This is a genomic window from Gryllotalpicola reticulitermitis (assembly GCF_042651345.1).
In the GTDB taxonomy this organism is placed as follows: Bacteria; Actinomycetota; Actinomycetes; order Actinomycetales; family Microbacteriaceae; genus Gryllotalpicola; species Gryllotalpicola reticulitermitis.
Map to the genome: position 1 here is coordinate 663,982 of NZ_JBHSCN010000002.1, position 23,988 is coordinate 687,969.

Below are 23,988 nucleotides of genomic sequence, written 5' to 3' on the forward strand. Positions count from 1 at the left end.
ACCCGCCGGACGCGTCGATGTCGGAGGCATATGGTCGGATGAGTGCCGATGTCGGATCCCCTTGAGCGCTTCTCCGCCGCGACCCGCGCCTGGTTCGCGGGGGCGTTCAGCGAGCCCACGAACGCGCAGGCCGGTGCGTGGGAGGCGATCTCGTCGAGGCGGAACACCCTCGTGATCGCGCCGACCGGGTCGGGCAAGACCCTCGCGGCATTCCTGTGGGCGATCGACCGGCTCATGGGCGACTCGGGCGCCACGGCAGATGCCGTCAGGGCGGGAACGGCGAAGACCAGGGTCCTCTACATCTCACCGCTCAAGGCGCTCGGCGTCGACGTCGAGCGCAACCTGCGCAGCCCGCTGATCGGCATCGCGCAGACGGCGAAGCGCATGGGCGTCGAGCCGCCCGACGTGACGGTCGGCGTGCGCTCCGGCGACACTCCGTCGAGCGAGCGGCAACGGCTGCTCAGGCATCCGCCCGAGATCCTGATCACCACCCCCGAGTCGCTCTACCTCATGCTGACGAGCGGCGCCCGCGAAACGCTGCGCCAGGTCGAGACGGTCATCGTCGACGAAGTGCATGCGGTCGCGGCGACGAAGCGCGGTGCGCATCTCGCCGTGTCGCTCGAGCGGCTCGACGAGCTGCTTGCGCGGCCGGCCCAGCGCATCGGGCTGTCGGCCACGGTGCGTCCGGCGGAAGAGGTCGCGCGTTTCCTCTCCGGCCAGGCGCCCACCACGATCGTGTCGCCCGAGGCGCAGAAGCGCTTCGATCTACGGGTGATCGTGCCGGTCGACGACATGCGCGAACTCCAGCGAGCGCCCGGCGGCGGGTCCGACGGGCGAGGCGCTGACGGCAAGAGCGCTGTCGGCGGCACGATCTGGACGCACGTCGACGAGGCCGTGCTCGACGAGGTGCTGGCGCACCGCTCGACGATCGTGTTCGCGAACGGCCGGCGCACGACCGAGCGTCTGACGGCGCGGCTCAACGAGCTCTATGCAGAGCGGCTCGGCTACGAGGCCGAGCCGATGACGACCTTCCCCGCGCAGCTCGTCGGCGGGTCGGGCACGACGGGCGGCGTCGCAGCCGATGCGCCGGTGCTCGCTCGCGCGCACCACGGCTCGGTGTCGAAGGAACAGCGCGCCACGATCGAAGACGACCTCAAGACCGGGCGGCTGCGCTGCGTCGTCGCGACCAGCTCGCTCGAGCTCGGCATCGACATGGGCGAGGTCGACCTGGTCGTGCAGGTCGCCGCGCCGCCGTCGATCGCGAGCGGCCTGCAGCGCATCGGCCGTGCGGGGCACCAGGTCGGCGAGGTGTCGAGAGGCATCCTGTTCCCCAATCACCGTGCCGACCTCGTGCAGTCGGCACTCGCGACCGAGCGCATGCGCGCCGGTCTGATCGAGCAGATCGGGGTGCCGCAGAATCCGCTCGACATCCTGGCGCAGCAGACCGTCGCGGCGGTCTCGGTCGCGCCAGTCGACGTCGACGGGTGGTTCGACACCGTGCGCCGCTCGGCGCCGTTCGCAAGCCTGCCGCGTGGCGCCTATGAGGCGGTGCTCGACCTGCTCTCAGGTCGTTACCCCAGCGAGGAATTCGGCGAACTGCGCCCGCGCCTCGTGTGGGACCGCGAGCGCGGCATCCTCTCCTCCCGCCCGGGTGCGAGCCGACTCGCGGTGACGAGCGGAGGAACGATCCCCGATCGGGGCCTGTTCGGCGTGTTCATGGTCGCGGGCGACGACGAGCGGGCGCCGCGCCGCGTCGGCGAGCTCGACGAAGAGATGGTGTACGAGTCGCGGGTCGGCGACGTGTTCGCGCTCGGAACGACGAGCTGGCGCATCGCCGAGATCACGCACGACCGGGTCATGGTCACGCCGGCGTACGGCGAACCGGGGCGCGTGCCGTTCTGGCACGGCGACAACATCGGCCGGCCGGCCGAGCTGGGCGAGGCGCTCGGCGGCTTCGTGCGCGAGCTGGGATCGAGTGATCAGACGGATGCGTCGCGCCGCCTGCTCGACGACGGGCTCGATGAGCGCGCCGCATGGAATCTGCTGACGTATCTCGACGATCAGAAGACGGCGACGGGTCACCTGCCGACGGACAAGACACTCGTCGTCGAACGTTTCCGAGATGAGCTGGGCGACTGGCGCATCGTGCTGCACTCGCCGTACGGCCAGACGGTGCACGCGCCGTGGGCGCTCGCGGTCGGGTGGCGGGTGCGCGACCGTTTCGGGCTCGAGGGCTCGGTCATGGCGGCTGACGACGGCATCATCGTGCGGCTGCCCGATTCAGACGCCGAACCGCCCGGCGCCGAGCTGTTCGTCTTCGCGCCCGACGAGCTCGAACAGCTCGTGACGGAAGAGGTCGGCGGCTCGGCGCTCTTCGCCGCGCGCTTCCGCGAGGCAGCGCAGCGCGCGCTGCTCTTCCCGCGGTACAACCCCGGGAAGCGCATGCCGCTCTGGCAGCAGCGCATGCGCAGCGCGCAACTGCTCGAAGTGGCGCACAAGTACCCGCAGTTCCCGATCATCCTCGAGACGATGCGCGAGTGCCTGCAAGACGTCTACGACCTCGCCGCCCTGCGCGACGTGGCCAAGCGCATCGAGCAGCGCAAGATCCGCATCGTCGAGACGATGACCGAGCGTCCGAGCCCCTACGCCTCGACGCTGCTGTTCGGCTACATCGCGCAGTTCATGTACGAGGGCGATTCGCCGCTGGCCGAGCGCCGGGCCGCCGCGCTGACGGTCGACACCGAGCTGCTCGGGCAGCTGCTCGGGCGGTCCGAGCTGCGCGAGCTGCTCGACCCCGAGGTCATCGAGCGCATCGAGTCCGAGTTGCAGCGGCTGCCCGAAGAGCGGCGCGCTCGTGATCTGGAAGGCGTCGCGGACCTGTTGCGGGTGCTCGGGCCGCTCTCGTTCGGGGAAATCGATGCGCGGTTCGCCGGCTCCGTCGCCGAGCTCGAGACCGCGGTCGACGAGCTCGTCGCATCGAAGCGCGCATTGCGCGTCAACATCGCCGGTGAGTCGCGCGTCGCGGCCGTCGAAGACGCCGCGCGCCTGCGCGATGCGATCGGGGTGGCGCTGCCGATCGGTGTCCCGACGGCATTCATCGAGCCCGTCGCCGACCCGCTTGGAGACCTGATCGGCCGCTTCGCCCGCACGCACGGGCCGTTCTCGGCTGACGAGGCGGCGGCGCGCTTCGGGCTCGGCGCGGCCGTCGTGACCGACACCCTCCGCCGGCTCTCGCACGAGCGCCGGGTCACCGAGGGCGAGTTCCGGCCGCACGCGACAGGCACCGAGTGGTGCGACTCCGAGGTGCTGCGGCGGCTGCGGCGGCTGTCGCTCGCCGCTCTGCGCCACCAGGTCGAGCCGGTCGAACCGGCGGCGTTCGCCCGTTTTCTCGTGGAGTGGCAGCACGTCGGCTCAGGCTCGATGCGCGGGGTCGACGGGGTGGCGTCCGTCATCGAGCAGCTCGCCGGGGTGCGCGCGCCGGCATCCGCGTGGGAATCGCTGATCTTGCCCAGTCGTGTGTCGGATTACTCGCCGGTCATGCTCGACGAGCTCACAGCGAGTGGTGAGGTGATCTGGGCGGGTGCGGGCCCCATCCCCGGGCGCGACGGCTGGCTCAGCCTTCACCTCGCCGAGAACGCACCGCTGACGCTCGCCGTGCCGGTCGACTTCGAGACCGACGAGCTGCAGCGCGAGATCCTCACGACGCTCGGAGCGGGCGGCGGCTTCTTCTTCCGCCAGCTCTCCGACGCGGTCGGCTCGCAGGACGATGCCGTGCTCGAGACCGCGCTGTGGGACCTGGTCTGGGCCGGGCTCGTCACCAATGACACCCTCGCGCCCGTCCGTGCTCTCACCGGCAGCAGGGCCGCGCACAAGCGGCCGGCGCGCGCACCACGCTCACGCATGTTCCGCGGCGGCCGCATGCAGCTCGCCAGCAGCCTCGCGCGCCCGAGCGCGCCGACGCGCACGGGCCCACCGACCGTCGCCGGCCGCTGGTCGCTGCTTCCCCTCGGCACCGTCGACACGACACTGCGCGCGCACGCCGCGGCCGAGAACCTGCTCGACCGCTACGGCGTCGTCACCCGCGGCTCGGTACAGAACGAGGGGCTGCCTGGTGGCTTCGCGCTCGCGTACCGCGTGCTGGCCGAGTTCGAGCAGGGCGGTCACGTACGACGCGGCTACTTCATCGAGACCCTGGGCGCGGCTCAGTTCGCGAGCGCACCCACGGTCGACCGGCTGCGCGGCTTCGTGACGGATGCCTCAGCGGCGCTCGACCCGGCCGCGCCGCCGCCACCGGGCAGCGTCGTGACGCTCGCCGCGACGGACCCCGCGAACCCGTACGGGGCGGCCCTGCCCTGGCCGGACCCGCCGCTGACACCCGAGGGCGAAAGCTCGGGCCACCGCGCAGGGCGCAAGGCGGGCGCCCTCGTGACCCTCGTCGACGGAGCCCTCGTGCTCTATCTCGAGCGCGGCGGCAGGACCGTGCTGGCCTTCAGCGATGCGCCCGGCATCCTCGCTGCGGCCGCGGCATCCGTCGCTCAGCTCGTGCGTCGCGGCGGCACCGCCCGGCTTGCGATCGAATCCGCCAACGGCGCATTCGTGCTCGGCACCCCGCTCGGCGACGCGCTCGCGGCGGCCGGCTTCAACGAGACGCCGCGCGGCCTCCGCCTGCGCTTCTGAGCGCTGCGGTTCACTCGGGTGCGCGCGTCGGCGCCGAGGCACGCCGTCTCGGTGCCCCTGCGATGACACCGGCCCACAACCGCCCCGCCCCGCAGCGCCGCCGCGCCGCTCAGCCGTCAGCTCTACCCATCTCGCGCTTGACCTTGACGCAGCGTCAACGCTTAGCGTCGTGGACATGCACGAGGAACGGACCACCGAATGGCCGATCGGTGCGGTCGCCACGATGAGCGGCACGACGAACAGGACTCTGCGCCATTACGGCGAAATCGGCCTGCTCACTCCCTCGCGCGTCGGGGCGAACGGGCAGCGCTTCTACGACCGCGACGGCCTGGTCCGGTTGCAACGCATCCTCCTGTTGCGAGAGCTGGGGCTCGGCCTGTCAGCCGTCGCAGATGTGCTTGATCACGAAGACGACACCGCTGCAGCGCTCGAGGCCCACCTCGGCTGGCTGGAGGCTGAACGAGACCGGCTCGATCGCCAGCTCGCATCCGTGACCCGCACACTTCACGCACTTCGACAAGGAACGGAGCTCACCGTGACTGAGATCTTCGACGGGTTCGATCACACGGCACACAAGGACGAGGTCGAACACCGATGGGGCGCAGACGCCTATGCCGCCGGCAACCGGTGGTGGGAGAGCAAGTCCGCCGCGGACAAGGACGACTTCCGCGCGGCTCTCGCCGCCCGCACTCGAGCGTGGATCGAATTGGCAGCGACGGATGCCTCACCCGAGGCAGCCGCCGCACAGCTGCTCGCCCGAGCGCATGTCGAGTGGCTGCGGTCGATTCCGGGCACGCCCGCCGCCGACGGCGACGCCGCGCAGCTCAACGCATACATTCTCGGCCTCGCGCAGTGGTACGTCGACGACGAGCGTTTTGCGTCCAACTATGGCGGTCGCGACGGTGCCGCCTTCGTGAAGTCCGCGCTCGAGCACTTCGCAGGGGCGAACCTCTGATCCGGGGCAGCGCCGCGAACGGCACACAAATGCCGATCGGGCACACGAATCACGGGGTTCTGTGTGCCCGATCGGCGAGTGTGCGCCCCTGGTGAACACCGCTAGGCGGCCGGTGCGTCGAGGTCGGCCATGTCGAGTACGAAGCGGTAGCGCACGTCGCCGCGCTCGAGACGGTCGAGGGCGTCGTTCACGCGCGTCGAGGGCAGCACCTCGACGTCGGCGGCGATGCCGTGCTCGCCGGCGAATGCCAGCATCTCGGCGGTGCCGCGACGACCGCCCGTGCCAGAGGAGCTGAGCTTGCGCCGCCCCATGGTGAGGAGCATGAGCGGCACCTCCGTGGGCAGCGGCACGCCGAGCACGTAGAGCGTGCCGTCGAGCGCGAGCAGCTGGAGGAGCGGCGCAAGGTCGTGCGGCGCCGAGACCGTGTCGAGAATCACGTCGAAGCGGCCGGATGCCTCTGCCAGCTGTGCATCGTCGTTCGTGAGCAGCAGACCGGATGCGCCGAGCGCCCGCGCGTCGTCGGCCTTGTCGGCCGTGCGGCTGAGCACGGTGACGTCGGCGCCGAGCGCGGCGGCCAACTTCACGCCCATGTGGCCGACTCCCCCGAGGCCGACGACCGCGACCTTGCTGCCCGGTCCGACGCCTGCGGCGCGCAGCGGCTCCCACACGGTGATGCCGGCGCACATCAGCGGAGCGGCTGCGGCTGCGTCGATGCCCTCGGGCAGCGGGTATGCGAAGGTCGAGCGCACGATGTACTCGCGGCTGTAGCCGCCCTTGGTGACGTTGCCGTCGCGCGCGGTCTCATCGCGGGGGTCGGGGCCGCCGTAGGTGAGCACCCGGCTCACTGCGCAGTAGTTCTCCTGCCCGGCGCGACACATGTCGCACTCGCCGCAGGAGTCGATGATCGTGCCGACGGCGACCTTGTCGCCCACGGCGAAATCGGTGACGGCGCTGCCGACCTCGGTGACCGTGCCAGTGAACTCGTGGCCGGGGACCATGCCTGCAGCCGGCTTCCCGACGAGGCCGTGCAGCGCGTGCAGGTCGCTGTGGCACACGCCGCAGTAGTCGACGCGAACGGCGAGGTCGTCGTCGCGCAGCTCGCGGCGTTCGATGGTCGCCCGCTTCAGTTCGGTCGAATTGCCGGTGCCCTGCCAGGCGGTCGTGGTGCGCATGTGTGCTCCTCAGAAACAAACTATTCGGTCTGTCTGAGGTTAGCTCCAGGCATCCGTGAAAGCAACCACATGGTTTGTTAAAGTGAGGTGCATGCCCGAACTGCCCACGAGCAAGCGCGGTGCTGCGACGAGCCGCCGGATCCTCGACGCGGCAGCCGCCGAATTCGCGCGCCACGGAATCGCCGGTGCACGCGTCGACCGCATCACCGCCGCGGCCAAGACCAACAAGGCCCAGCTCTATGCCTACTTCGGCAGCAAGGAAGGGCTTTTCGAGGCGGTCATCGCCGATCACGTCACGAGCACGACCGACGCGATCCCGTTCGACGTCAAGGACATCGCCGAGTGGGCCGTGCAGGTCTACGACGAGCACCTCACCCGGCCGGACCTGACGCGGCTGATCTCCTGGATCCGTCTCGAGCGCCGCCCGACCGGCCGATGGTTCGAGGGCGGGGACTTCTCGCCGAAGGTCGACGCGATGACCGCGGCGCAGGCGGCGGGCAGACTGCGCGAGGGCGACCCCGTCGCACTGCTGACACTGGTCATCTCGATGGCGTCGGCGTGGTCCGCGACGAGCGGCGTCTACGCGGCGAGCGCCGACGAGCCGGAGGCCGAGCACGAGTCCCGCCGCACTCTATTGCGCGAGAGCGTCGTGCGCATCCTCGCCCCGTGACGCGGCCGTTCGGCCCGGTGCCGGCCCGCCTTGGGGAGAGAACGCACGATCGGGGATACGAATCAACAGATTCCGTATCCCCGATCGTGCGTCATGCACCCGAAGGGCGAGGCGAGCGGATGCTTAGGCCGCCGGCCCCGTGGTGAGGGTGAGGGTCGCGGTGTGCGACTGGCCCGAGGTGTCCGTCCAGGTGACGCTGACCTTGTCGCCCGGCTGGTAGCCCTTGATGGCCGTCTGCAGCGCGGTGGTCGACGAGACCGACGTGCCGCCCACGGCCGTGATCGTGTCGCCGGCCGCGAGACCGGCCTGCTCGGCCGGGCCGCCGGCGGTCACGCCGGCGATCTGAGCGCCCGAGACGGTGCTTCCGGCACTTCCCGTGCTGCTGCCCCCGTCGCTCGATCCGTCGCCGAACTGGCTGTCGCCGCCACCGAGCTGACCCTCCCCGGAGCCGCCGCCGAAACCGGAGCCGGACCCGTCACCGAAGCCGTATCCGCCGTTGAAGCCGGAGCCGTCGCCCGATCCGGACGAGGAGCTGCCGCTCGAGGCATCCGTCGGCAGTTCGACGCCGAGGAAGGCCGGGTAGCCGAGCTCGATCTTGCTGCTCGAGTCGCCCGATTCGATCTGCTTCGCGATCGACAGCGCCGAGGAGATCGGAATCGCGTAGCCGTCGGTCGGGCCGCCGCTCGCGGCCGCGGTGTCCATGCCGACGATCTTGCCCGCCGCGTTGTACAGGGGGCCGCCCGAGTCGCCGGGCTGGATGCCCGCGTCGGTCTCGATGAGGCCGTGCAGGGACTCCGAGGCGACGGTGTCCTCTGCCTCGGTCGTGATGCTCTTGTTGAGCCCGGTGACGCTCCCGGGCGCCGCGACGAGCTTCTCGCCGCCCTCGGCGTTGCCGACTCCGGTCACCTTGTCCGAGGTCTTGACGTTCGCGGAGGAGTCGACCTTGGCGGTGGTGAGACCGCTCGCGTTCTGCAGCTGCAGCACCGCGACGTCATCGGTGGGGTCGTCGCCGACGACCTTCGCGGTGTAGGTCTTGCCCGTCGAGACGACCTGCACCTGCACCGTCGTCGAGCCCTCGATCACGTGGTTGTTGGTGAGCACCTCGCCATTGGAGGTGAGGATCATGCCGGTGCCCGCGGCCTCTTCGTTCTCGTAGCTGAGCTCGGTATTGATGAGCACCACGCCGCGGGACTCCGCGCTCGTCGCATCCGTCTCGCTCGCGCCGCTCGCCGAGCTGCCGGACTGCGAGCCCGACTGCGAGCCGCCGTACTGGCTGCCGCCGAAGGGATCGGACGAGCCGCCGGCCGAGCCGCTGCCCGCCGAGCCGCCGCCGCCGTACCCGTACTGGCCGCCCTGCCCGAGCTGGCCACCGCCGTAGCCGTAGCCCGACCCCGAGCCGGCGCCTGCGCCGGTCTGCCCTGACCCGGCGGCCGGCTGGCCGAACGCGGCCGAGGTGACGCTGCGGGCGACGCCGAAGGCGTCCTGAGCCGCGAACACGCAGCCGACTCCGAGAGCCGCGGCCACGACCGTCGAGGCCGCGACCATCAGCGTCTGCCGCTTGGTGAAGTACTCTCGCCGCGGCTTCGCGTAGGCCGGCGCCGCGGGGCCGTTACCGTAGTTCTCGCTCATGTCAACCATGAGACGCCAGCCACCCGAGATGGGGCTAAGGCGTACTGATGTGAATCCTATGAGGCCTCCGTGGACATTCCCCATGCCGACTTGGCTGTCGATCAAGCCCTCGCCGAGCGGCTGGTCGCGCGCCACTTCCCCGCGCTGGCCGCACCTGTCGAGCTCGTGGCCGAGGGGTGGGACAACGCGCTGTTCCGGCTCGGCAGGCGTCACGCGATCCGGCTGCCGCGCCGCGAGGTCGCCGCGCGCCTCATCGAGCACGAGCAGCGCTGCCTGCCCCTGCTACAGCGGCTGACGCCTGTGCCGCTGCCGGTGCCGGTCGCCGTCGGGCGACCGGACGGCGAGTATCCGTTCGCCTGGAGCATCATCCCGTGGGTCGCGGGCGAGAGCGGGGCGCACGTGGCGCCGGGCGTGCGCGACGGGTACGCGCGCCGTCTCGCCGAGTTCATGGCGGCGCTGCACGTATCGGCCGGCACGGGGTATCCGCTCAACCCAGTGCGCGGGGTGCCCCTCGGAACACGGACCGGCGCGGTCCTGGCACGCCTCGCGGGCCTCGCCGACCGGGTGCCGGCCGACGAGCTCGCCGCGCTGACCGCCATCTGGGACGCCGGCGTCGCCGCCCCGCTCTGGCGCGACCCCGCGACGTGGCTGCACGGCGATCCGCACCCCGGCAACGTCGTCGTGGGGCGGTCGGGCGAGCTCGCGACCGTCGTCGACTTCGGCGATGTCACGGCCGGCGATCCCGCCACCGACCTCGCGGCCGCGTGGCTGCACTTCACCCCGGCCGGTCGCGCAGAGTTCCGTGCACGGCACGACGAGCTGCGCGAGACGGATGCTTCGACCTGGGTCCGCGCGCGAGCGTGGGCGGTGTCCATCGCCAGTGCCGCGTTCGCCGCGTCGGACGGCTCGGGCCCGATGGCGACGATGGGCCGTCAGGGCCTCGATCAGGTGCTGATCGGCTGAGCAACTGATCGCCTAAGAAACTGAGCCTGATCCGCGCAACTGTGCCTGATCCGCGCAACTGTGCCTGATCAGGCGGCCACAGTTGCGCCACTCGGGCACGGCAACGCGCCAAACGGGGACAATCAGGCCAGCACTGCCGCCGCCGCGGCCCGCGCATCGGCCGGGCTGGTCGCCGCGGCCGCCGCCTCGGCCGCGGCGACGCACTGCGCACGAGTCACCCCGGCGAGCGACGCGGCGACCGCGGCGAGGGCGTTCGGCATCATCGACAGGCTGGTCGCCCCGAGGCCGACGAGCACAGGCGCAAGGCTCGGGTTGGCGGCGGCCTCACCGCACACGCCGACGGGCTTCCCTGCAGCGGCACCCGCTGCCCCCACGATCCGGATGAGTCGAAGCAGCGCCGGCTGCCACGGGTCGTTGAGCTCGGCGAGCACCGCGAGCTCGCGATCGGCGGCCAGCGTGTACTGCGCGAGGTCGTTCGTGCCGATGCTGACGAAGTCGAGCACGTCGAGCAGTTCCGCCGCAGTCACGGCCGCCGCGGGCGTCTCGATCATGACCCCGACTCGCGCGACTCCGTGATCGCGAGCGACGGATGCGAACTTCCGCGCCTCCGTGACGGTTGCGATCATCGGCGCCATCACTGAGGCCTCCGCGTGCTCGGCCTGCGCCGCTCGCACGATCGCGGCGAGCTGCGTGTCGAGGACGGCCCGCGATGCACGCGCTGACCGGATTCCGCGCACCCCCAGCGCGGGGTTCGGCTCAGCGGCCTGCGGCAGGAAGGCGAGCGGCTTGTCCGATCCGGCGTCGAGCGTGCGCACGACGACGGTGCGCCCGGGGAAGGCCGCGAACACGGGCCGGTAGATCTCGACCTGCTCGTCGAGGCTCGGTGCCGTCGTGCGATCGAAGAAAGCGAGCTCGGTGCGGAAGAGGCCGACCCCCTCGGCGTGCAGTTCGGCGCCGTGGTGGGCGCCGTCCGCCGCGCCGACGTTGACGAGCAGGTCGATGTGATGGCCGTCGGCGGTGCGCCCCGTGCCGCGGAAGGGCGGGGCGACAGCGCGAGCGGATGCCTGGGCCACCCGCTCGCCGCTCGGCGACTCGACCAGCTCGCCCGTAGTGCCGTCGAGCAGCACGGTCACGCCGTCGGCGACCGCTCCCGCACCCGGTGCCACCACCGCGGGCAGGCCGAGGGATCGCACGATGATCGCCGCGTGCGACGTCGGACCTCCCGTGGCCATGACGACTCCGACGCAGGCGGTCGTGCCGAGCAGTGCCGCGTCGGCGGCCGCGAGTTCGTCGGCGACGAGCACGAACGGTTCGGTTCGATCGGGCAGGCCTGGCTCGGGAACGCCGGTCAGGCGCGCGATCACACGCCCGCGCAGATCGCGGACGTCGGCGGCGCGCTCGGCCAGCATGCCGCCCTGGGCGGCGAGCTTCGTCGCGTAGGCGTCGAGCGCTTCCCACACCGCGCGCGCCGGCGAGAGCCCGGCTTCGATCACACGACGACCGGCGTCCGTCGCGAGGGCGCGGTCGCCGGCGAGCGCGGCCGTCGCCTCGAGCACAGCGCGTGCGTCGGCCGAACGTGGCTCGGTGAGACGCACGGCGCGGCGTTCGAGCCCGTCGCGGACGGCTTCGAACGCGGCGTCGACGGACGCTGCACCCTCGGCGCGCGCGTCCTCCGGCAGTGGTGCGCCGGCCAGCGGTTCGGGGGCCGCCGGAGCCATGCGCACGACGACGCCGACCGCGACTCCCGGACTCACCCCCATGGCCCGCGGCTCGGCGCCGAGGCCGATGCCGCCCGGCTCACCCCCGCGCCCATTACGGACTACTTGCTGTTCAGCGGCCGCCGCGGCAGCAACTACTCCGGTTTCGGCGAGCGGCTCCGGCGCGTGGGCTGCCCCCTCGCCGAAACCGTCGGCCGCGAGGCGCTCGAGCTCCGCCACGGCGGCCTGAGCATCGGCCCCCGTCGCGGTCACATCGAGCTCGTCGCCCCGGCGGGCGTCGAGCGTCAGGAGCGCACTCATGCTCGTCGCGTCGACGACGACGTTGCCCGTGCGCAGGTTCCGGAGCGTCACCCGCGCGTCGAGCTTCCCGAGCACGGCGGCGAGCGACGCAGCGGGCCGCGCGTGCAGGCCCGCGGCGTTGACAAGCAGAACGCGAGCGGATGTCTGCGGCGCGCCCCCGACGCTCGAATCCGCCTCATCGGCGGCGATGCCCGAACCGGTCCGCGCGGTCGCCGCGGCCCCCGCCGAAGCCGCGGCCCCCGCCGACGGCGCAGCGCCGGCCCCGGGCGCGCTGACCTCGTGGCTCGGCGCGCTCTCCGTACCGCCGTCGAGGTGGCTGAGCTTGGGCGCGAGCGCCCCTTCCGCCTCGGCCGCGACGGCATCGAGCGACGCCCCCGCGCCCGCCGAGACGATGGCGGCGACGAGTCCCTCGACGAACGGCGCGCTCGTGAGCCGCACGGGCGTGTCCGACGAGCGCAGCTCGAGCGCCAGCTCGGTGCTGAGCACGGCCGAGCCGAGGTCCATGAAGACGAGCACCCCGTCAGCGCCGGCCGAGGCGACCGCGTCGATGGCGTCGGCGACCCGCATCGCGTCCGTGCCGAGTCCGCCGTCATCGGTGCCTGCGGCCAGCTCGACCGGTGCGCCGTCGCCGTGCATCATCTGCGAGGCGAGTTCGAGCGCGGCCTGCGCGAGCGCGGCGCTGTGCGAGACGACGACGATGCCGATCATGCGGCGGCCCTTTCCTGTTCCGATGACGATGACGTGCGCGCGCCGACGCGAGCCCGCTGAACTCTGACTACCGCACCGCTACTGCTACCGCCCCGCGAGCGTCTCGTCGAGCGCCTGGAACAGCAGGGCCGTCGAGGTCGCGCCCGGGTCGAGGTGCCCGGCGCTGCGGTCGCCGAGATAGCTCGCGCGACCCTTGCGGGCGACGAGGGGCTCGGTGTCGTCGCGGCCGGCCCGCGCCGCCTCGAAGGCCGCGTGCACAGCATCCGTCACCGAGTCCACGCCCGCAGCGTCGAACGCCTCGACGGCCGGAAGCAGCGCGTCGAGCATCGTCTTGTCGCCCGGCTCGGCCTTGCCGCGCTGCACGACCCCCTCGAGCCCGGCGCGCAGCCCCGCACCGAGTTCCGCGGCCCCGACCGAGGTCACCGCCCCGAGTCCGGTTCCGAGTCGTAGGAAGAACGTGCCGTAGAGCGGCCCGCTCGCCCCGCCGACGGTCGAGACGAGCGTCATGCCGGTGCGCTTGAACAGGTCTGCGGCGTCCGGCGACGGCGCTTCGTCGAGCTTCGCGACGACGGCGGTCATGCCGCGGTCGAGGTTCGCGCCGTGGTCGGCGTCGCCGATGGCCGAGTCGAGTTCGGTGAGGTAGCCGCGGTTGTCGGCGACGAGGTGCTGGAAGCGTCGCAGCCACGCGGCGAGCGCGTCGATCGAGATCTGATCGGATGCCACGGCTCAGGCCCCCCAGCGCAGGCCCGGGGTGACCACGGGCGCGTCCCACAGCGACAGGAGCTCGTCGTCGGCGCGCAGCAGCGTGAGCGACGACCCGGCCATGTCCAGCGAGGTGATGTAGTTGCCGACCAGACGTCGGGCAACGGTCACGCCCGCCGCCTCGAGCAGCTTCGCGACCTCGCCGTACATGAGGTACAGCTCAATGAGCGGCGTGCCCCCGAGCCCGTTGAGCAGTGCGATCACCGGCGCCCCGGTGAAGTCGAGGTCGTCGAGCACGGGCTCGACGAGCAGCTTCGCGATCTCAGACGCGGGCCCGACCTTCTCGCGATGCCGCCCCGGTTCGCCGTGGATGCCGACGCCGATCTCCATCTCGTCGTCCGGCAGCTCGAACGTCGGCTTGCCGGCGGCGGGCACGGTGCAGCTCGTCAGCGCCATGCCCATCGAACGGCCCGACTCGCTGACGCGGCGTCCGAGTGCGGCGAGGGATGCGAGGTCCCGCCCCTCCTCCGCAGCGGCCCCCACGATCTTCTCGACCAGCACCGTCGTACCGACGCCGCGGCGCCCCGCGGTGAAGAGCGAGTCCTCGACGGCGACGTCATCGGCCACCAGGACGGTCTCGACCTGCACCCCCGTCTCGGCCGCCGCGAGCTCGGCCGCCATGTCGAAGTTCATGACATCGCCGGTGTAGTTCTTCACGATCTGAAGCACCCCGGCGCCGCCGTCGACGCCCGCGATCGCGGCCGCGACCTGGTCGGGGGTCGGCGAGGTGAACACTTCGCCGGCGACCGCGGCGTCAAGCATCCCGCGGCCGACGTAGCCGCCATGCAGAGGCTCGTGGCCCGTGCCGCCGCCCGAGACCACGGCGACCTTCCCGCGCTCCTTGGGCTCCGTGCGGTACACGATGCGGCGCTCGTGGTCCACGCGCACCTCGGGGTGCGCCGACGCGTAGCCGACGAGCGAGTCGGCCAGTACGTCATCGGGGCGGTTGATGAGCTTCTTCATCGCTGACTTCTCTTCCCTGCGCGTGCTTCCCGATCGGCGACGGACTCGCGTGCGGCTACTCGACGTCCTCGTCGACCCAGTCGAAGGTCTTGGTCACGGCCTTCTTCCACAGTCGCAGCTGGCGTTCGCGCCCGGACGCGTCGAGCTGGGGCTCCCAGCGCTTGTCCTCCTGCCAGTTTGCACGCAACTCGTCGAGGTTCGACCAGAACCCCACCGCGAGCCCGGCCGCATACGCTGCGCCGAGTGCCGTCGTCTCGGCCACGACGGGTCGCACGACGGGCACCCCGAGGATGTCGGCCTGGAACTGCATCAGCAGGTCGTTGGCCGTCATTCCGCCATCGACCTTGAGCTCGCTGAGGTCGACGCCCGAGTCGGCGTTCACCGCGTCGAGCACCTCGCGGGTCTGGAAGGCGGTCGCCTCGAGCACGGCGCGCGCGATGTGCGCCTTGGTCACGAAGCGGGTCAGGCCGACCAGCGCGCCGCGGGCGTCAGAGCGCCAGTACGGCGCGAACAAGCCGGAGAAGGCGGGCACGAAGTACGCGCCGCCGTTGTCGTCGACGGATGCCGCGAGCTGCTCGATCTCGGGCGCCGAGCTGATGATGCCGAGGTTGTCGCGCAGCCACTGCACGAGCGAGCCGGTGACGGCGATCGCCCCCTCGAGCGCGTAGTGGGGCTTCGCGTCGCCGAGCCGGTAGCCGACCGTGGTCAGCAGTCCGTTCTTCGAGCGCACGATCTCTTCGCCGGTCTGGAAGATCAGGAAGTTACCGGTGCCGTAGGTGTTCTTCGACTCGCCCTTCGCGAACGCGGCCTGCCCGAACGTCGCCGCCTGCTGGTCGCCCAGGATGCCGGCGATCGGCACCTCGCGCAGTAGGCTCGACGACTCGACCTGGCCGTACACCTCGGACGAGCTCTTGATCTCGGGCAGCATCGAGCGCGGCACGCCGAACACCTCGAGGATGTCGTCGCGCCAGTCGAGCGTCTCGAGGTCCATGAACAGGGTGCGTGAGGCGTTGGTCACGTCGGTGACGTGCACTCCCCCGTCGGTGCCGCCGGTCAGGTTCCACAGCACCCAGGCATCCGTGTTGCCGAACAGCAGGTCGCCTGCTTCGGCCCGCTCGCGCGCACCGTCGACGTTGTCGAGGATCCACTTGATCTTCGTGCCCGAGAAGTAGGTCGTGAGCGGAAGGCCGACGACCTCTTTGAAGCGGTCGACACCGCCGTCTGCGGCGAGCGCGTCGACGATCGACTGCGTGCGCGTGTCCTGCCAGACGATCGCGTTGTAGACCGGTTCGCCGGTGTTCTTGTCCCACACGACGGTCGTCTCGCGCTGGTTGGTGATGCCGACCGCGGCAATGTTGTGGCGCGTGATGTCGGCGCGCGAGAGGGCCTGCCCGATCACCTCGCGGGTGTTCTTCCAGATCTCGGTCGCGTCATGCTCGACCCAGCCCGGCTTGGGGAGCCTCTGCGTGTGCTCGAGCTGGCCGGTCGAGACGACCGACCCCGCCTTGTCGAACACGATCGCGCGGGTGCTCGTCGTGCCCTGGTCGATCGCGATCACGTATTCGCTCATTGCGGGTGGCTCCTTCGCTGCACGTCCGTGCACGTTGCGTCAGGCGGCGCCGATGTCGACGCCGTGCTCGTCGCGCAGGCGAGTCGCAGCATCCGCGAGCTCACGCGCTCGCTGGTCCGCGTCCCAGCCAAGCTCCGCGCCGACCACATCGGCGAGCTCTTCGACTGCCGCGCGATTCGCCAGGCCGCGGAACGCGATGCTCGTGCGGCGCAGGATCACGTCGATCAGATGCACGACCTGCTCTTCACGCGCGATGTACGCGATCTCGCCCCGGCTGTAGCCGGGCACGGATGCGAGCAGCTCGTCCTCCTCGCCGACCGCGTCGATGATCGCGGCGGCCTTCGTGCCGTAGCGGTTGAGCAGCAGGCGGGCGCGAGCCGCGCCGACGCCGCCCGCGTGACGCTCGCCCCAGGCGAGCTTCCCGGCGCGGTCGGTGGGGTAGCCGACGCCGCCGCCGATGGCGATGCCCGCCGTAGACGAGCGGCGCGGACGTCCGAGACACTCCAGCGCCTCGTCGGCGAGCACCTGGCCGAGGGCACGGAACGTGGTCCACTTGCCGCCGACGAGGCTGAGCACGTCCGTGCCGTCGAGGCCGGCGATCGGGGAGTCCACGATGCGGTAGTCGCGGGAGACGAAGCCCGGCTGGGTGTCGTCGTGGCGCGGCAGGGGGCGCACGCCGACGAAGCGGAAGATGATCTGCGATCGGTCGACGCGTACTCCGGGGAACACGTCTCTCACGAGGTCGAAGAAGTAGTCGATCTCGGCATCCGTCACCTCGACCGGCTTGGTCATGTCCTGCTCGAGGTCGGTCGTGCCGATGATGACCTTGCCGTGGAGCGGGTAGACGAGCACGATCCGGCCGTCGCGGTGCTCGAAGAACAGCTCTCGGCCGGCGCACGCGGCGAACAGCTCGGGGTTGTCGACGACGACGTGCGAGCCCTTGGTACCGCCCATGAAGCGGGTGTGCGAGCCGAGCGCGCCGTTCGTCAGATCGGTCCAGGGGCCGGACGCGTTCACGACGACGTCGGCGGTGAAGTCGAACTCGTCGCCGGTGACCGCGTCGCGCAGGCGGACCTTGCCGTCGGCGGCGCCGACCGCCTCGACGTAGTTGGCGCCGCGCGCAGTGCGGCTGCCGGTCGCGCCGGTGGAACCGCCCGCGGCGAGCCCGTCGAGCAGCACGTCGAGCGCGAGCCGCTCGGGGTTCACGAGCGAGCCGTCGTAGTAGGTCGCCGTGTATTTGACATCGGGGTTGAGCTTCGGCAGTGCCCTGAGCGAGCGGCGCCGGCCGATGAAGCGGTGCTGCGGCACGACGCCCCCGCGGACGCCGGCGCCGCGGCCGCGGGAGAACACGTCGTAGATGGTCAGTCCGACCTTGATGAGCAGCGCGCCACGCTCCTTCGGCCTGCCCTGCCGGTGGGTGAGCATGCGCAGCGGGGCGGCGGTGATGCCGGAGAAGGTGGAGAAGATCGGGATGGTGGTCGGCAGCGGCTTCACGTAGTGCGGCGCGATGCGCAGCAGGCCGTTGCGCTCCTCGACGGATTCCTTGACCAGGCGGAACTCGCCGTTCTCGAGGTAGCGGATGCCGCCGTGGATCATGTGGGAGCTTGCGGCCGATGCGCCTGACGCCCAATCGGAGCGCTCGACGATGACGACGTCGACGCCCTGCATCGCAAGGTCGCGGAACGTGCCGATGCCGTTGATGCCGCCGCCGATCACGAGGACCTGCGCGTGCGGGCGCGCTTTCAGCTCGCCCACCTGAGGGCGCGTCGAAATAGCGGCGGGAGAGTCGATGTTCTCTGTCACGGAATTCACCTCACGTCCTACTCTGCTCGGAACTTGCGAACGTGGACAAAACGGGCGAGGCTATTTGCACAAACGTGCAGCCGGGGGTGCTTACGGACCGCAAGACGCAGGAGGCACTCACCGCCGCGAGCCTCTACTACATGCAGGATCTGACGATGGAGGCCATCGCCGACGAGATGCACACCTCACGGTCATCCGTCTCTCGTCTGCTCAGCTTCGCCCGGCAGTCCGGGCTCGTCACGATCACGATCCGCTCACCCGACGAGGCCGCGCCCTCCCTGCAGAACGAGATCAACGAGCGCTTCGGAATCGCGAGCCAGATCGTGCCCGTGCCGGGCAATGCGAGCGAGATCGACCGGCTCGAGCGCGTCGCTCTCGTCGCCGCGCGCACACTCGACCGCTTCATCGACTCGAGCATGACCGTCGGCATCGCGTGGGGCACGACCATGAGCGCCGTCTCGCGGCATCTGATCCCGCGGAAGCTGCACAGCGTCGAGATCGTGCAGCTCAACGGGGCGGGAAACCAGTACACGACCGGCGTCGTCTACGCGAGCGAGCTGCTGCGGCGATTCGGGGAGGCATTCTCGGCCGTCACTCACGAGTTCCCCGTGCCCGCCCTGTTCGACGAGCCGCACACCCGCGAGCTGATGTGGCGCGAGCGCAGCACCAAGCACATCCTCGAACTGCAGCGCCACGTCGACGTCGCGATCTTCGGCCTCGGCGCCCCCTTCGCCGACGTGCCGAGCCACGTCTACTCGGGCGGCTACCTGAGCGCTGCCGACTACGCGGCGATGGATTCCGAGAACGTGGTCGGCGATGTCGCGACGGTCTTCTTCCGCGAAGACGGGACGTGGCGGGACATTCCGCTCAACAAGCGCTCGAGCGGGCCCGACGTGAACCTGATCAAACGGATTCCTCGTCGGGTCTGCATCGTGGCCGGCCGCTCGAAACTGCACAGCCTCAACGGCGCCCTCAACGCGAGGCTCATCACCGACCTCGTCGTCGACGAGGCGACGGCATTCGCGCTGCTGAACGAGGTCGCCCCGCCGCCCCGCAGCACGCGCCGGGCCGCGCGCAGCGGTGTCACGGCGTGAATGTCCGAGCTTTGTGACCAGCCCTCTTTCGGGGGTCTGGCTTTGGCTCTAATCTGGTCGCAGTCGCGCTGGACGGCACCCCGACTCCATGTGGGGAGGCAGCGGCGGTGCGTTTCCCGGCCGGCTTCGTCATGGGGCCCGGTGGAGGTGTTCGGGTCACCTCCCCCGGGCCCTCCTCCTTTTTTGCGCCTGCGCGTTCTTGCGCCCGCGGCGCAGGCGCGTCGGCCCGCGGTGGCTTCTTATTGCGCCGGCGGCAGCGCGAACGCGTCGAACGCGCGCCGACCCGCGGGGTTCAGCAGCTGGTCGACCGCGCGACGCATGTGGGACGCCATATCGACACGCGGGTCGAACAGCCACTGCGCCTGCAGACCGTCCATCAGGGCGGTCAGGTCGAGCGCGGCCTCCGCCGGGTCGACGCCGGCGTTGAGGTAGCCGGCGCGTGCGGCGGTACGGAGGGCTCGTGCCGTTCCCGATCGGATGCGCTGGTATCGCTGGGTGAAATACGCGTGGGCCGGATGCTCGCTGCCGGACGCTTCCGAAGAGAGCCTCACGAACAGGTCGATGAGCCCCGGCACGAGCCGGTTGTGGCCGGCGAGGTCGACGATGCCGCGCAGGACCCCGATGCCGCCGGAGGGCGCCGCAACGTAGGGCAGGAAGCGCTCTTGATCCTCCCGGTCACGCTCCTCGAGGACCGCGGTCAGCAGCGCCTCCTTGTCTGCGAAATGGTGGAACAGACCGGCTCGCGAGATGCCGCACGCGGCGGCGATGTCGAGCATCGTGGCGCCGTCGAAGCCGTTCTGGGCGAACTGTGCGCTGGCTGTCCTGATGATGTTCTGGCGGCGCTCGCGGCCCTTCGAGTACCCCTCACCATGCGGGCTTCTCGTCGCCCGGCCAGCCGTCCCCAATGCCATGTCGCCACCGTAACCGACGCAGCTGCACCAAAAACCGGCAGAAGTGCCGGTTTTTGGTGGTACGGTTCCTTTCGGGCGAAACCCCTCCGCCCGCGTCGCACCACATCAACGAAGGAGTTGAAGCGTGACCACCCCCAACCAAGCGCCAGATGCCCCACTGGCGGCCGCCACCGTCGGGCTCTCGCCATTGCCCGATGACGCCCCGTCCGCGACCGCCGACCGCGAGCCGCGCGGTTTCGCGCCGCGCTACTTCCTCGCGTCGATCGGCATCTATCTCGCGGTCTTCGCGCCCGTCGTCGGCGGCCTCTCGGTCAAGGTGCAGTCGCTCGTGCCGCTCTCGCAGGCCGCGACTCAGCTGGGCCTCGTGACCGGCGTCGGCGCGTTCTTCGCACTCGTGTCGCAGCCGATCGTCGGGCGCCTGTCGGACAGGACGATGCGTCGCTCCGGAATGCGCAAGCCGTGGATCATCATGGGCGCCATCGGCACCTTCTTCGCTCTGCTCGGGGTCGGCCTCGCGCCGAACATCCCGGTGCTCATCGTCGCGTGGGCCGGTGCCCAGTTCTTCAGCAACTCGGCGCAGGCGGGCCTCACCGCGACGGTGGCCGACCAGGTGCCCGAGCACCGCCGCGGCCGTATCTCCGGGCTGCTCGGCTCCTCGTCGTCGATCGCCATCCTGATCGCGGCGGTGGGCCTCAGCTACCTGCCGTCGAACCTGCTCCGCATGGCCTTCCCCGCCGTCGTCGGCCTCGTGCTCGCGCTGCTGTTCGCCCTGACGCTGAAGGACCGCGTGCTGCGCGCCTCACCGGGGCCCTTCGACATCAAGGGCTTCCTCGCGTCGTTCGTCTTCAATCCCGCGAAGTACAGCAACCTCGGGTGGGCGTGGCTGACGAAAGCCCTGATCATGTTCGGCTACGGCGCACTGACGACGTACCTGACGCTGTATGTGGCCGTGGACTTCGGCATGACGAATCCGGTCGATCAGCTGCGCTACAACCTGTGGGCGACCGTCATCTCCGTCGTGTTCACCGTCGCGACCTCGATCATCGGCGGCCTGTGGAGCGACCGCGTGCGCCGCCGCCGCATCTTCGTCACCACCGGCGGCCTGCTGATCGGTGTCGGCATCCTGCTCGCGGGGGCCGCGCCGCTGTTCGGGCAGTCCGCCGGTCTCGCCGCCATCCTCTGCGCGGAGGCGATCGTGGGCATGGGAGCCGGCCTGTTCCTGTCGGTCGACACGGCTCTCGTGATCGCGATCCTTCCCGACAAGGAGAACACGGCGAAGGATCTCGGCGTGATGAATATCGCGAACACCCTGCCGCAGACCATCGCCCCCTTCGTCGCCGGTCTCGCCGTCATCCCCCTCGGCAACGCCCTGTTCGGCGCCGGGTACTCGGTCTGGTTCATCGTGTCGGCGGCGGTCGCGATCGCCGGCGCGCTTCTCGTCTACAAAGTCAAAGGAATCCGATGAGCATCGAAGACACCACCGCCACGTATCCCTACCAGGACTCGACGCTTCCGATCGAGCAGCGCGTCGACGACCTGCTCTCGCGCATGGAGCTCGCCGACAAAGTGGGCCTGCTCTTCCACACCATGGCGGTGTTCGGCGACCCGGCCACGGCCGACGATGGCTTCGGCATCCCCTCGCTCCAGTCGATGGTGCGAAAGCGCCGCATGAATCACTTCAATGTGCTCGGCACGCCGGGGACCGCGCGCGAGTTCGCGGCCTGGCAGAACGCGGCGCAGCGCATCGCGCTCGCGCAGCCGCTCGCGGTCCCGATCACCTTCTCGACCGACCCGCGCCACGCCTTCACCGACAATCCCGCGACGGCGATGCTCGCGGGCCCCTTCTCGCAGTGGCCGGAGACGCTCGGCCTGGCCGCGATCGGCTCGGCAGAATTGGTGGAGAGGTTCGCCGACGTGGTGCGTGACGAGTACACGGCCGTCGGGCTCCGGGTGGCTCTGCATCCGCAGATCGACCTCGCCACGGAACCCCGCTGGGCGCGGACGAGCGGCACCTTCGGCGAGGACGCGGGCCTCACCTCGACGCTCGTCACGGCCTACATCCGCGGCCTGCAGGGCGATGCGGTCGGTGCGGACTCCGTTGCGGCGATGACGAAGCACTTCCCGGGCGGCGGCCCGCAGAAGGACGGCGAGGATCCGCACTTCGCGTACGGGCGCGAGCAGATCTACCCGGGTGGCCGCTTCGACTACCACCTCGAGCCCTTCCGCGCCGCGATCGCGGCCGGGACCTCGCAGATGATGCCGTACTACGGCATGCCGGTCGGCACGGAATTCGATGAGGTCGCGTTCGGCTTCAACAGGTCGGTCATCACAGGGCTGCTGCGCGAGCAACTCGGCTTCGAGGGCATCGTCTGCACCGACTGGGGCCTGCTCACCGACGCGGTCATCCTCGGCACGCCGATGCCGGCGCGCGCGTGGGGCGTCGAGCACCTGTCGCGTCCTGAGCGCATGGCGCTCGCTCTCGACGCGGGCGTCGACCAGTTCGGCGGCGAGCTGTGCACCGACGTACTTCTCGAGCTCGTCACGGCCGGCACGGTCTCCGAGGCGAGGATCGACGTGTCGGCGCGCCGGCTCCTCACCGAGAAGTTCCGTCTCGGCCTGTTCGAGAATCCGTTCGTCGACGAGCAGCGCGCCGACGCCGTCGTCGGCAAGCCGGAACATCGCGATGCCGGCCTCGACGCGCAGAGCGCATCGCTCACCGTCCTCACGAACACCGTGACGGGTGGTGCGCCGACTCTGCCGCTGTCGACCGGGGTCCGCGTGTACGCCGAGGGCGTCGCTGACGACGTGCTTCGCGAGTTCGCCGTTCCGGTGGCGCGTCCCGACGAGGCGGACGTCGCGATCCTGCGCCGCAAGGCGCCGTTCGAGCAGCGGGATGCCGGTTTCGAGGCGTTCTTCCACGCCGGCTCGCTCGAGTTCCCGGCCGACGTGGTCGAAGGCATCCGTCGTGTGGCCGCCACGGTGCCGACCGTCGTCGACGTGTACCTCGACCGGCCGGCGATCCTCACGGAGTTCTCCGATGACGCGGCCGCTCTGGTGGCGGATTTCGGGGTGTCCGATCGGGCGCTGCTGCGAGGGCTGTTCGGTGAGCGGCGTCCCCAGGGGAAGTTGCCGTTCGACCTGCCGCGTTCGATGGAGGCCGTCGTCGCGAGCCGCTCCGACGTGCCCTTCGACACGGAGAGCCCGCTGTTCCGTTTCGGGCACGGTCTGACCATCTAGCGTCACCGTCACCGTCACCGTGACCGGCGAGCGATGCTGAACCGGCCGACTGGTCAGATCGTGGAGGTCCCGCCGTCGACGAACAGCAGCTGGCCGGTCACGTAGGACGACAGGGGGGCGGCGAGGAAGACCGCAGCGCCGACGATGTCGTCCGGGCGCCCGAAACGGCGCATCGGAATCTGGGCGAACCGCGCGGCGCGCTTCACCGGGTCGGCCATCAGGTCTGCGGTCATCGCCGTCTCGATGTAGCCGGGGGCGATCGCATTGGCGCGGATTCCGCGCGCGCTCCACTCGGTGCTGAGGCTGCGCACGAGCCCCATGACCCCGGACTTGGACGCGTTGTAGGCGACGGTGTCGCCCAGCCCCATCACACTCGCCAACGAGGCGATGAAGATGTGGTTCCCTTCGCGGCCGGCGTCGAGCTGCCGTCGCCCGAGCTCCTGGCTGAGCAGGAACGGAACGGTGAGGTTCACGCGGAGCAGGCGGTCCCACTGGCTCGGCGGGAACTCGGCGGCCGGCGCGCGGTGCTGGAGCCCCGCCGAGTGCACGATGTTGTCGACGGGGGCGCCGAGGCCGTCCTCGGCGAGATCGATGAGCTCGGCCCCGGTCCCGAGCTCCAGCAGGTCGTAGGGCAACTGCACCGCGCGGCCGCCATCGGCCTCAATGAGACGCCGCGTCTCCTCCAGCTCGGTGCCGCTGCGCGAGACGAGCGCCACCTGTGCGCCGAGCTGCGCGAACGCCACGGCGATCTCACGCCCGATTCCGCGCCCCGCGCCGGTCACGAGGGCGCGCTTGCCCTCGAGGGTGAAGCTGTCTCTGATCCCGCTCATTGCCTGTTCCCGTCGCCCGAAGCCGC

16 protein-coding genes are annotated in these 23,988 nt (G+C 70.8%); 7 read left to right on the plus strand and 9 right to left on the minus strand.

The genetic code is table 11. From position 1 onward, the window contains the following. Positions 1-48: 48 nt before the first annotated feature. Together ACFOYW_RS03710 and ACFOYW_RS03715 are read left to right on the plus strand one after the other, a co-directional pair. Positions 49-4,677 (plus strand): ATP-dependent helicase, encoded by a 4,629-nt coding sequence (locus ACFOYW_RS03710; protein WP_390227299.1) that lies wholly within the window; start codon positions 49-51, stop codon positions 4,675-4,677. Between the two features lie 175 nt (positions 4,678-4,852). After that, the gene (locus ACFOYW_RS03715) at positions 4,853-5,632 is read left to right on the plus strand and encodes a MerR family transcriptional regulator (protein ID WP_390227300.1); all 780 of its coding nucleotides are present in this window, start codon (positions 4,853-4,855) and stop codon (positions 5,630-5,632) included. Between the two features lie 101 nt (positions 5,633-5,733). Here ACFOYW_RS03715 and ACFOYW_RS03720 read toward each other — a convergent pair whose 3' ends face one another. Further along, positions 5,734-6,804 carry an NAD(P)-dependent alcohol dehydrogenase gene (locus tag ACFOYW_RS03720; RefSeq protein WP_390227301.1) on the minus strand — a complete coding sequence of 357 codons (1,071 nt, stop codon included), beginning with the start codon at positions 6,802-6,804 and terminating at the stop codon, positions 5,734-5,736. Positions 6,805-6,895: 91 nt separating this feature from the next. Here ACFOYW_RS03720 and ACFOYW_RS03725 point away from each other — a divergent pair, with 91 nt between their 5' ends. Then, entirely contained in the window at positions 6,896-7,474 is a 579-nt protein-coding gene (locus tag ACFOYW_RS03725) for a TetR/AcrR family transcriptional regulator (RefSeq protein WP_390227302.1), read from the plus strand. A 123-nt stretch (positions 7,475-7,597) separates the two neighbouring features. Here the strand turns inward: ACFOYW_RS03725 and ACFOYW_RS03730 are convergent, their stop codons facing one another. Next, positions 7,598-9,103, minus strand: a complete 1,506-nt coding sequence (locus tag ACFOYW_RS03730; protein WP_390227303.1) for a S1C family serine protease — start codon at positions 9,101-9,103, stop codon at positions 7,598-7,600. A 69-nt stretch (positions 9,104-9,172) separates the two neighbouring features. Between ACFOYW_RS03730 and ACFOYW_RS03735 the strand changes: the two genes are divergently transcribed. Next, a complete protein-coding gene (locus ACFOYW_RS03735; RefSeq protein ID WP_390227304.1) occupies positions 9,173-10,066 on the plus strand; it encodes an aminoglycoside phosphotransferase family protein in 894 nt (297 codons plus the stop codon). Between the two features lie 122 nt (positions 10,067-10,188). Here the strand turns inward: ACFOYW_RS03735 and dhaM are convergent, their stop codons facing one another. The 5 genes from dhaM to ACFOYW_RS03760 all read right to left on the minus strand — a co-directional run bounded on the left by dhaM (position 10,189) and on the right by ACFOYW_RS03760 (position 17,890). Further along, on the minus strand, positions 10,189-12,792 hold the full coding sequence (dhaM, locus tag ACFOYW_RS03740) for a dihydroxyacetone kinase phosphoryl donor subunit DhaM (protein WP_390227305.1): 2,604 nt from the start codon (positions 12,790-12,792) through the stop codon (positions 10,189-10,191). Between the two features lie 84 nt (positions 12,793-12,876). Beyond that, positions 12,877-13,515, minus strand: a complete 639-nt coding sequence (gene dhaL, locus ACFOYW_RS03745) for a dihydroxyacetone kinase subunit DhaL (RefSeq protein ID WP_390227306.1) — start codon at positions 13,513-13,515, stop codon at positions 12,877-12,879. Positions 13,516-13,518: 3 nt separating this feature from the next. Continuing rightward, entirely contained in the window at positions 13,519-14,517 is a 999-nt protein-coding gene (gene dhaK, locus ACFOYW_RS03750; RefSeq protein WP_390227307.1) for a dihydroxyacetone kinase subunit DhaK, read from the minus strand. A gap of 55 nt (positions 14,518-14,572) precedes the next feature. Further along, a complete protein-coding gene (gene glpK / locus ACFOYW_RS03755; protein ID WP_390227308.1) occupies positions 14,573-16,087 on the minus strand; it encodes a glycerol kinase GlpK in 1,515 nt (504 codons plus the stop codon). A 39-nt stretch (positions 16,088-16,126) separates the two neighbouring features. Continuing rightward, positions 16,127-17,890 carry a glycerol-3-phosphate dehydrogenase/oxidase gene (locus tag ACFOYW_RS03760; RefSeq protein ID WP_390227310.1) on the minus strand — a complete coding sequence of 588 codons (1,764 nt, stop codon included), beginning with the start codon at positions 17,888-17,890 and terminating at the stop codon, positions 16,127-16,129. Between the two features lie 140 nt (positions 17,891-18,030). Between ACFOYW_RS03760 and ACFOYW_RS03765 the strand changes: the two genes are divergently transcribed. Then, complete coding sequence (locus ACFOYW_RS03765) at positions 18,031-18,984, plus strand: sugar-binding transcriptional regulator (protein ID WP_390227369.1); 954 nt, start codon at positions 18,031-18,033, stop codon at positions 18,982-18,984. 239 nt (positions 18,985-19,223) lie between these two features. Here the strand turns inward: ACFOYW_RS03765 and ACFOYW_RS03770 are convergent, their stop codons facing one another. Next, complete coding sequence (locus ACFOYW_RS03770) at positions 19,224-19,895, minus strand: TetR/AcrR family transcriptional regulator (RefSeq protein WP_390227313.1); 672 nt, start codon at positions 19,893-19,895, stop codon at positions 19,224-19,226. A gap of 124 nt (positions 19,896-20,019) precedes the next feature. Here ACFOYW_RS03770 and ACFOYW_RS03775 point away from each other — a divergent pair, with 124 nt between their 5' ends. Together ACFOYW_RS03775 and ACFOYW_RS03780 are read left to right on the plus strand one after the other, a co-directional pair. Then, entirely contained in the window at positions 20,020-21,360 is a 1,341-nt protein-coding gene (locus ACFOYW_RS03775) for an MFS transporter (protein ID WP_390227314.1), read from the plus strand. Continuing rightward, positions 21,357-23,132 (plus strand): glycoside hydrolase family 3 protein, encoded by a 1,776-nt coding sequence (locus tag ACFOYW_RS03780; protein WP_390227315.1) that lies wholly within the window; start codon positions 21,357-21,359, stop codon positions 23,130-23,132. Before ACFOYW_RS03775 ends, ACFOYW_RS03780 begins: the two co-directional genes overlap by 4 nt. Positions 23,133-23,185: 53 nt before the next feature. On the opposite strand, the gene ACFOYW_RS03785 is transcribed toward ACFOYW_RS03780, so the two are convergent. Continuing rightward, positions 23,186-23,962, minus strand: coding sequence for an SDR family NAD(P)-dependent oxidoreductase (locus tag ACFOYW_RS03785; protein WP_390227316.1), 777 nt, complete (start codon positions 23,960-23,962; stop codon positions 23,186-23,188). Between the last annotated feature and the right edge of the window lie 26 nt (positions 23,963-23,988).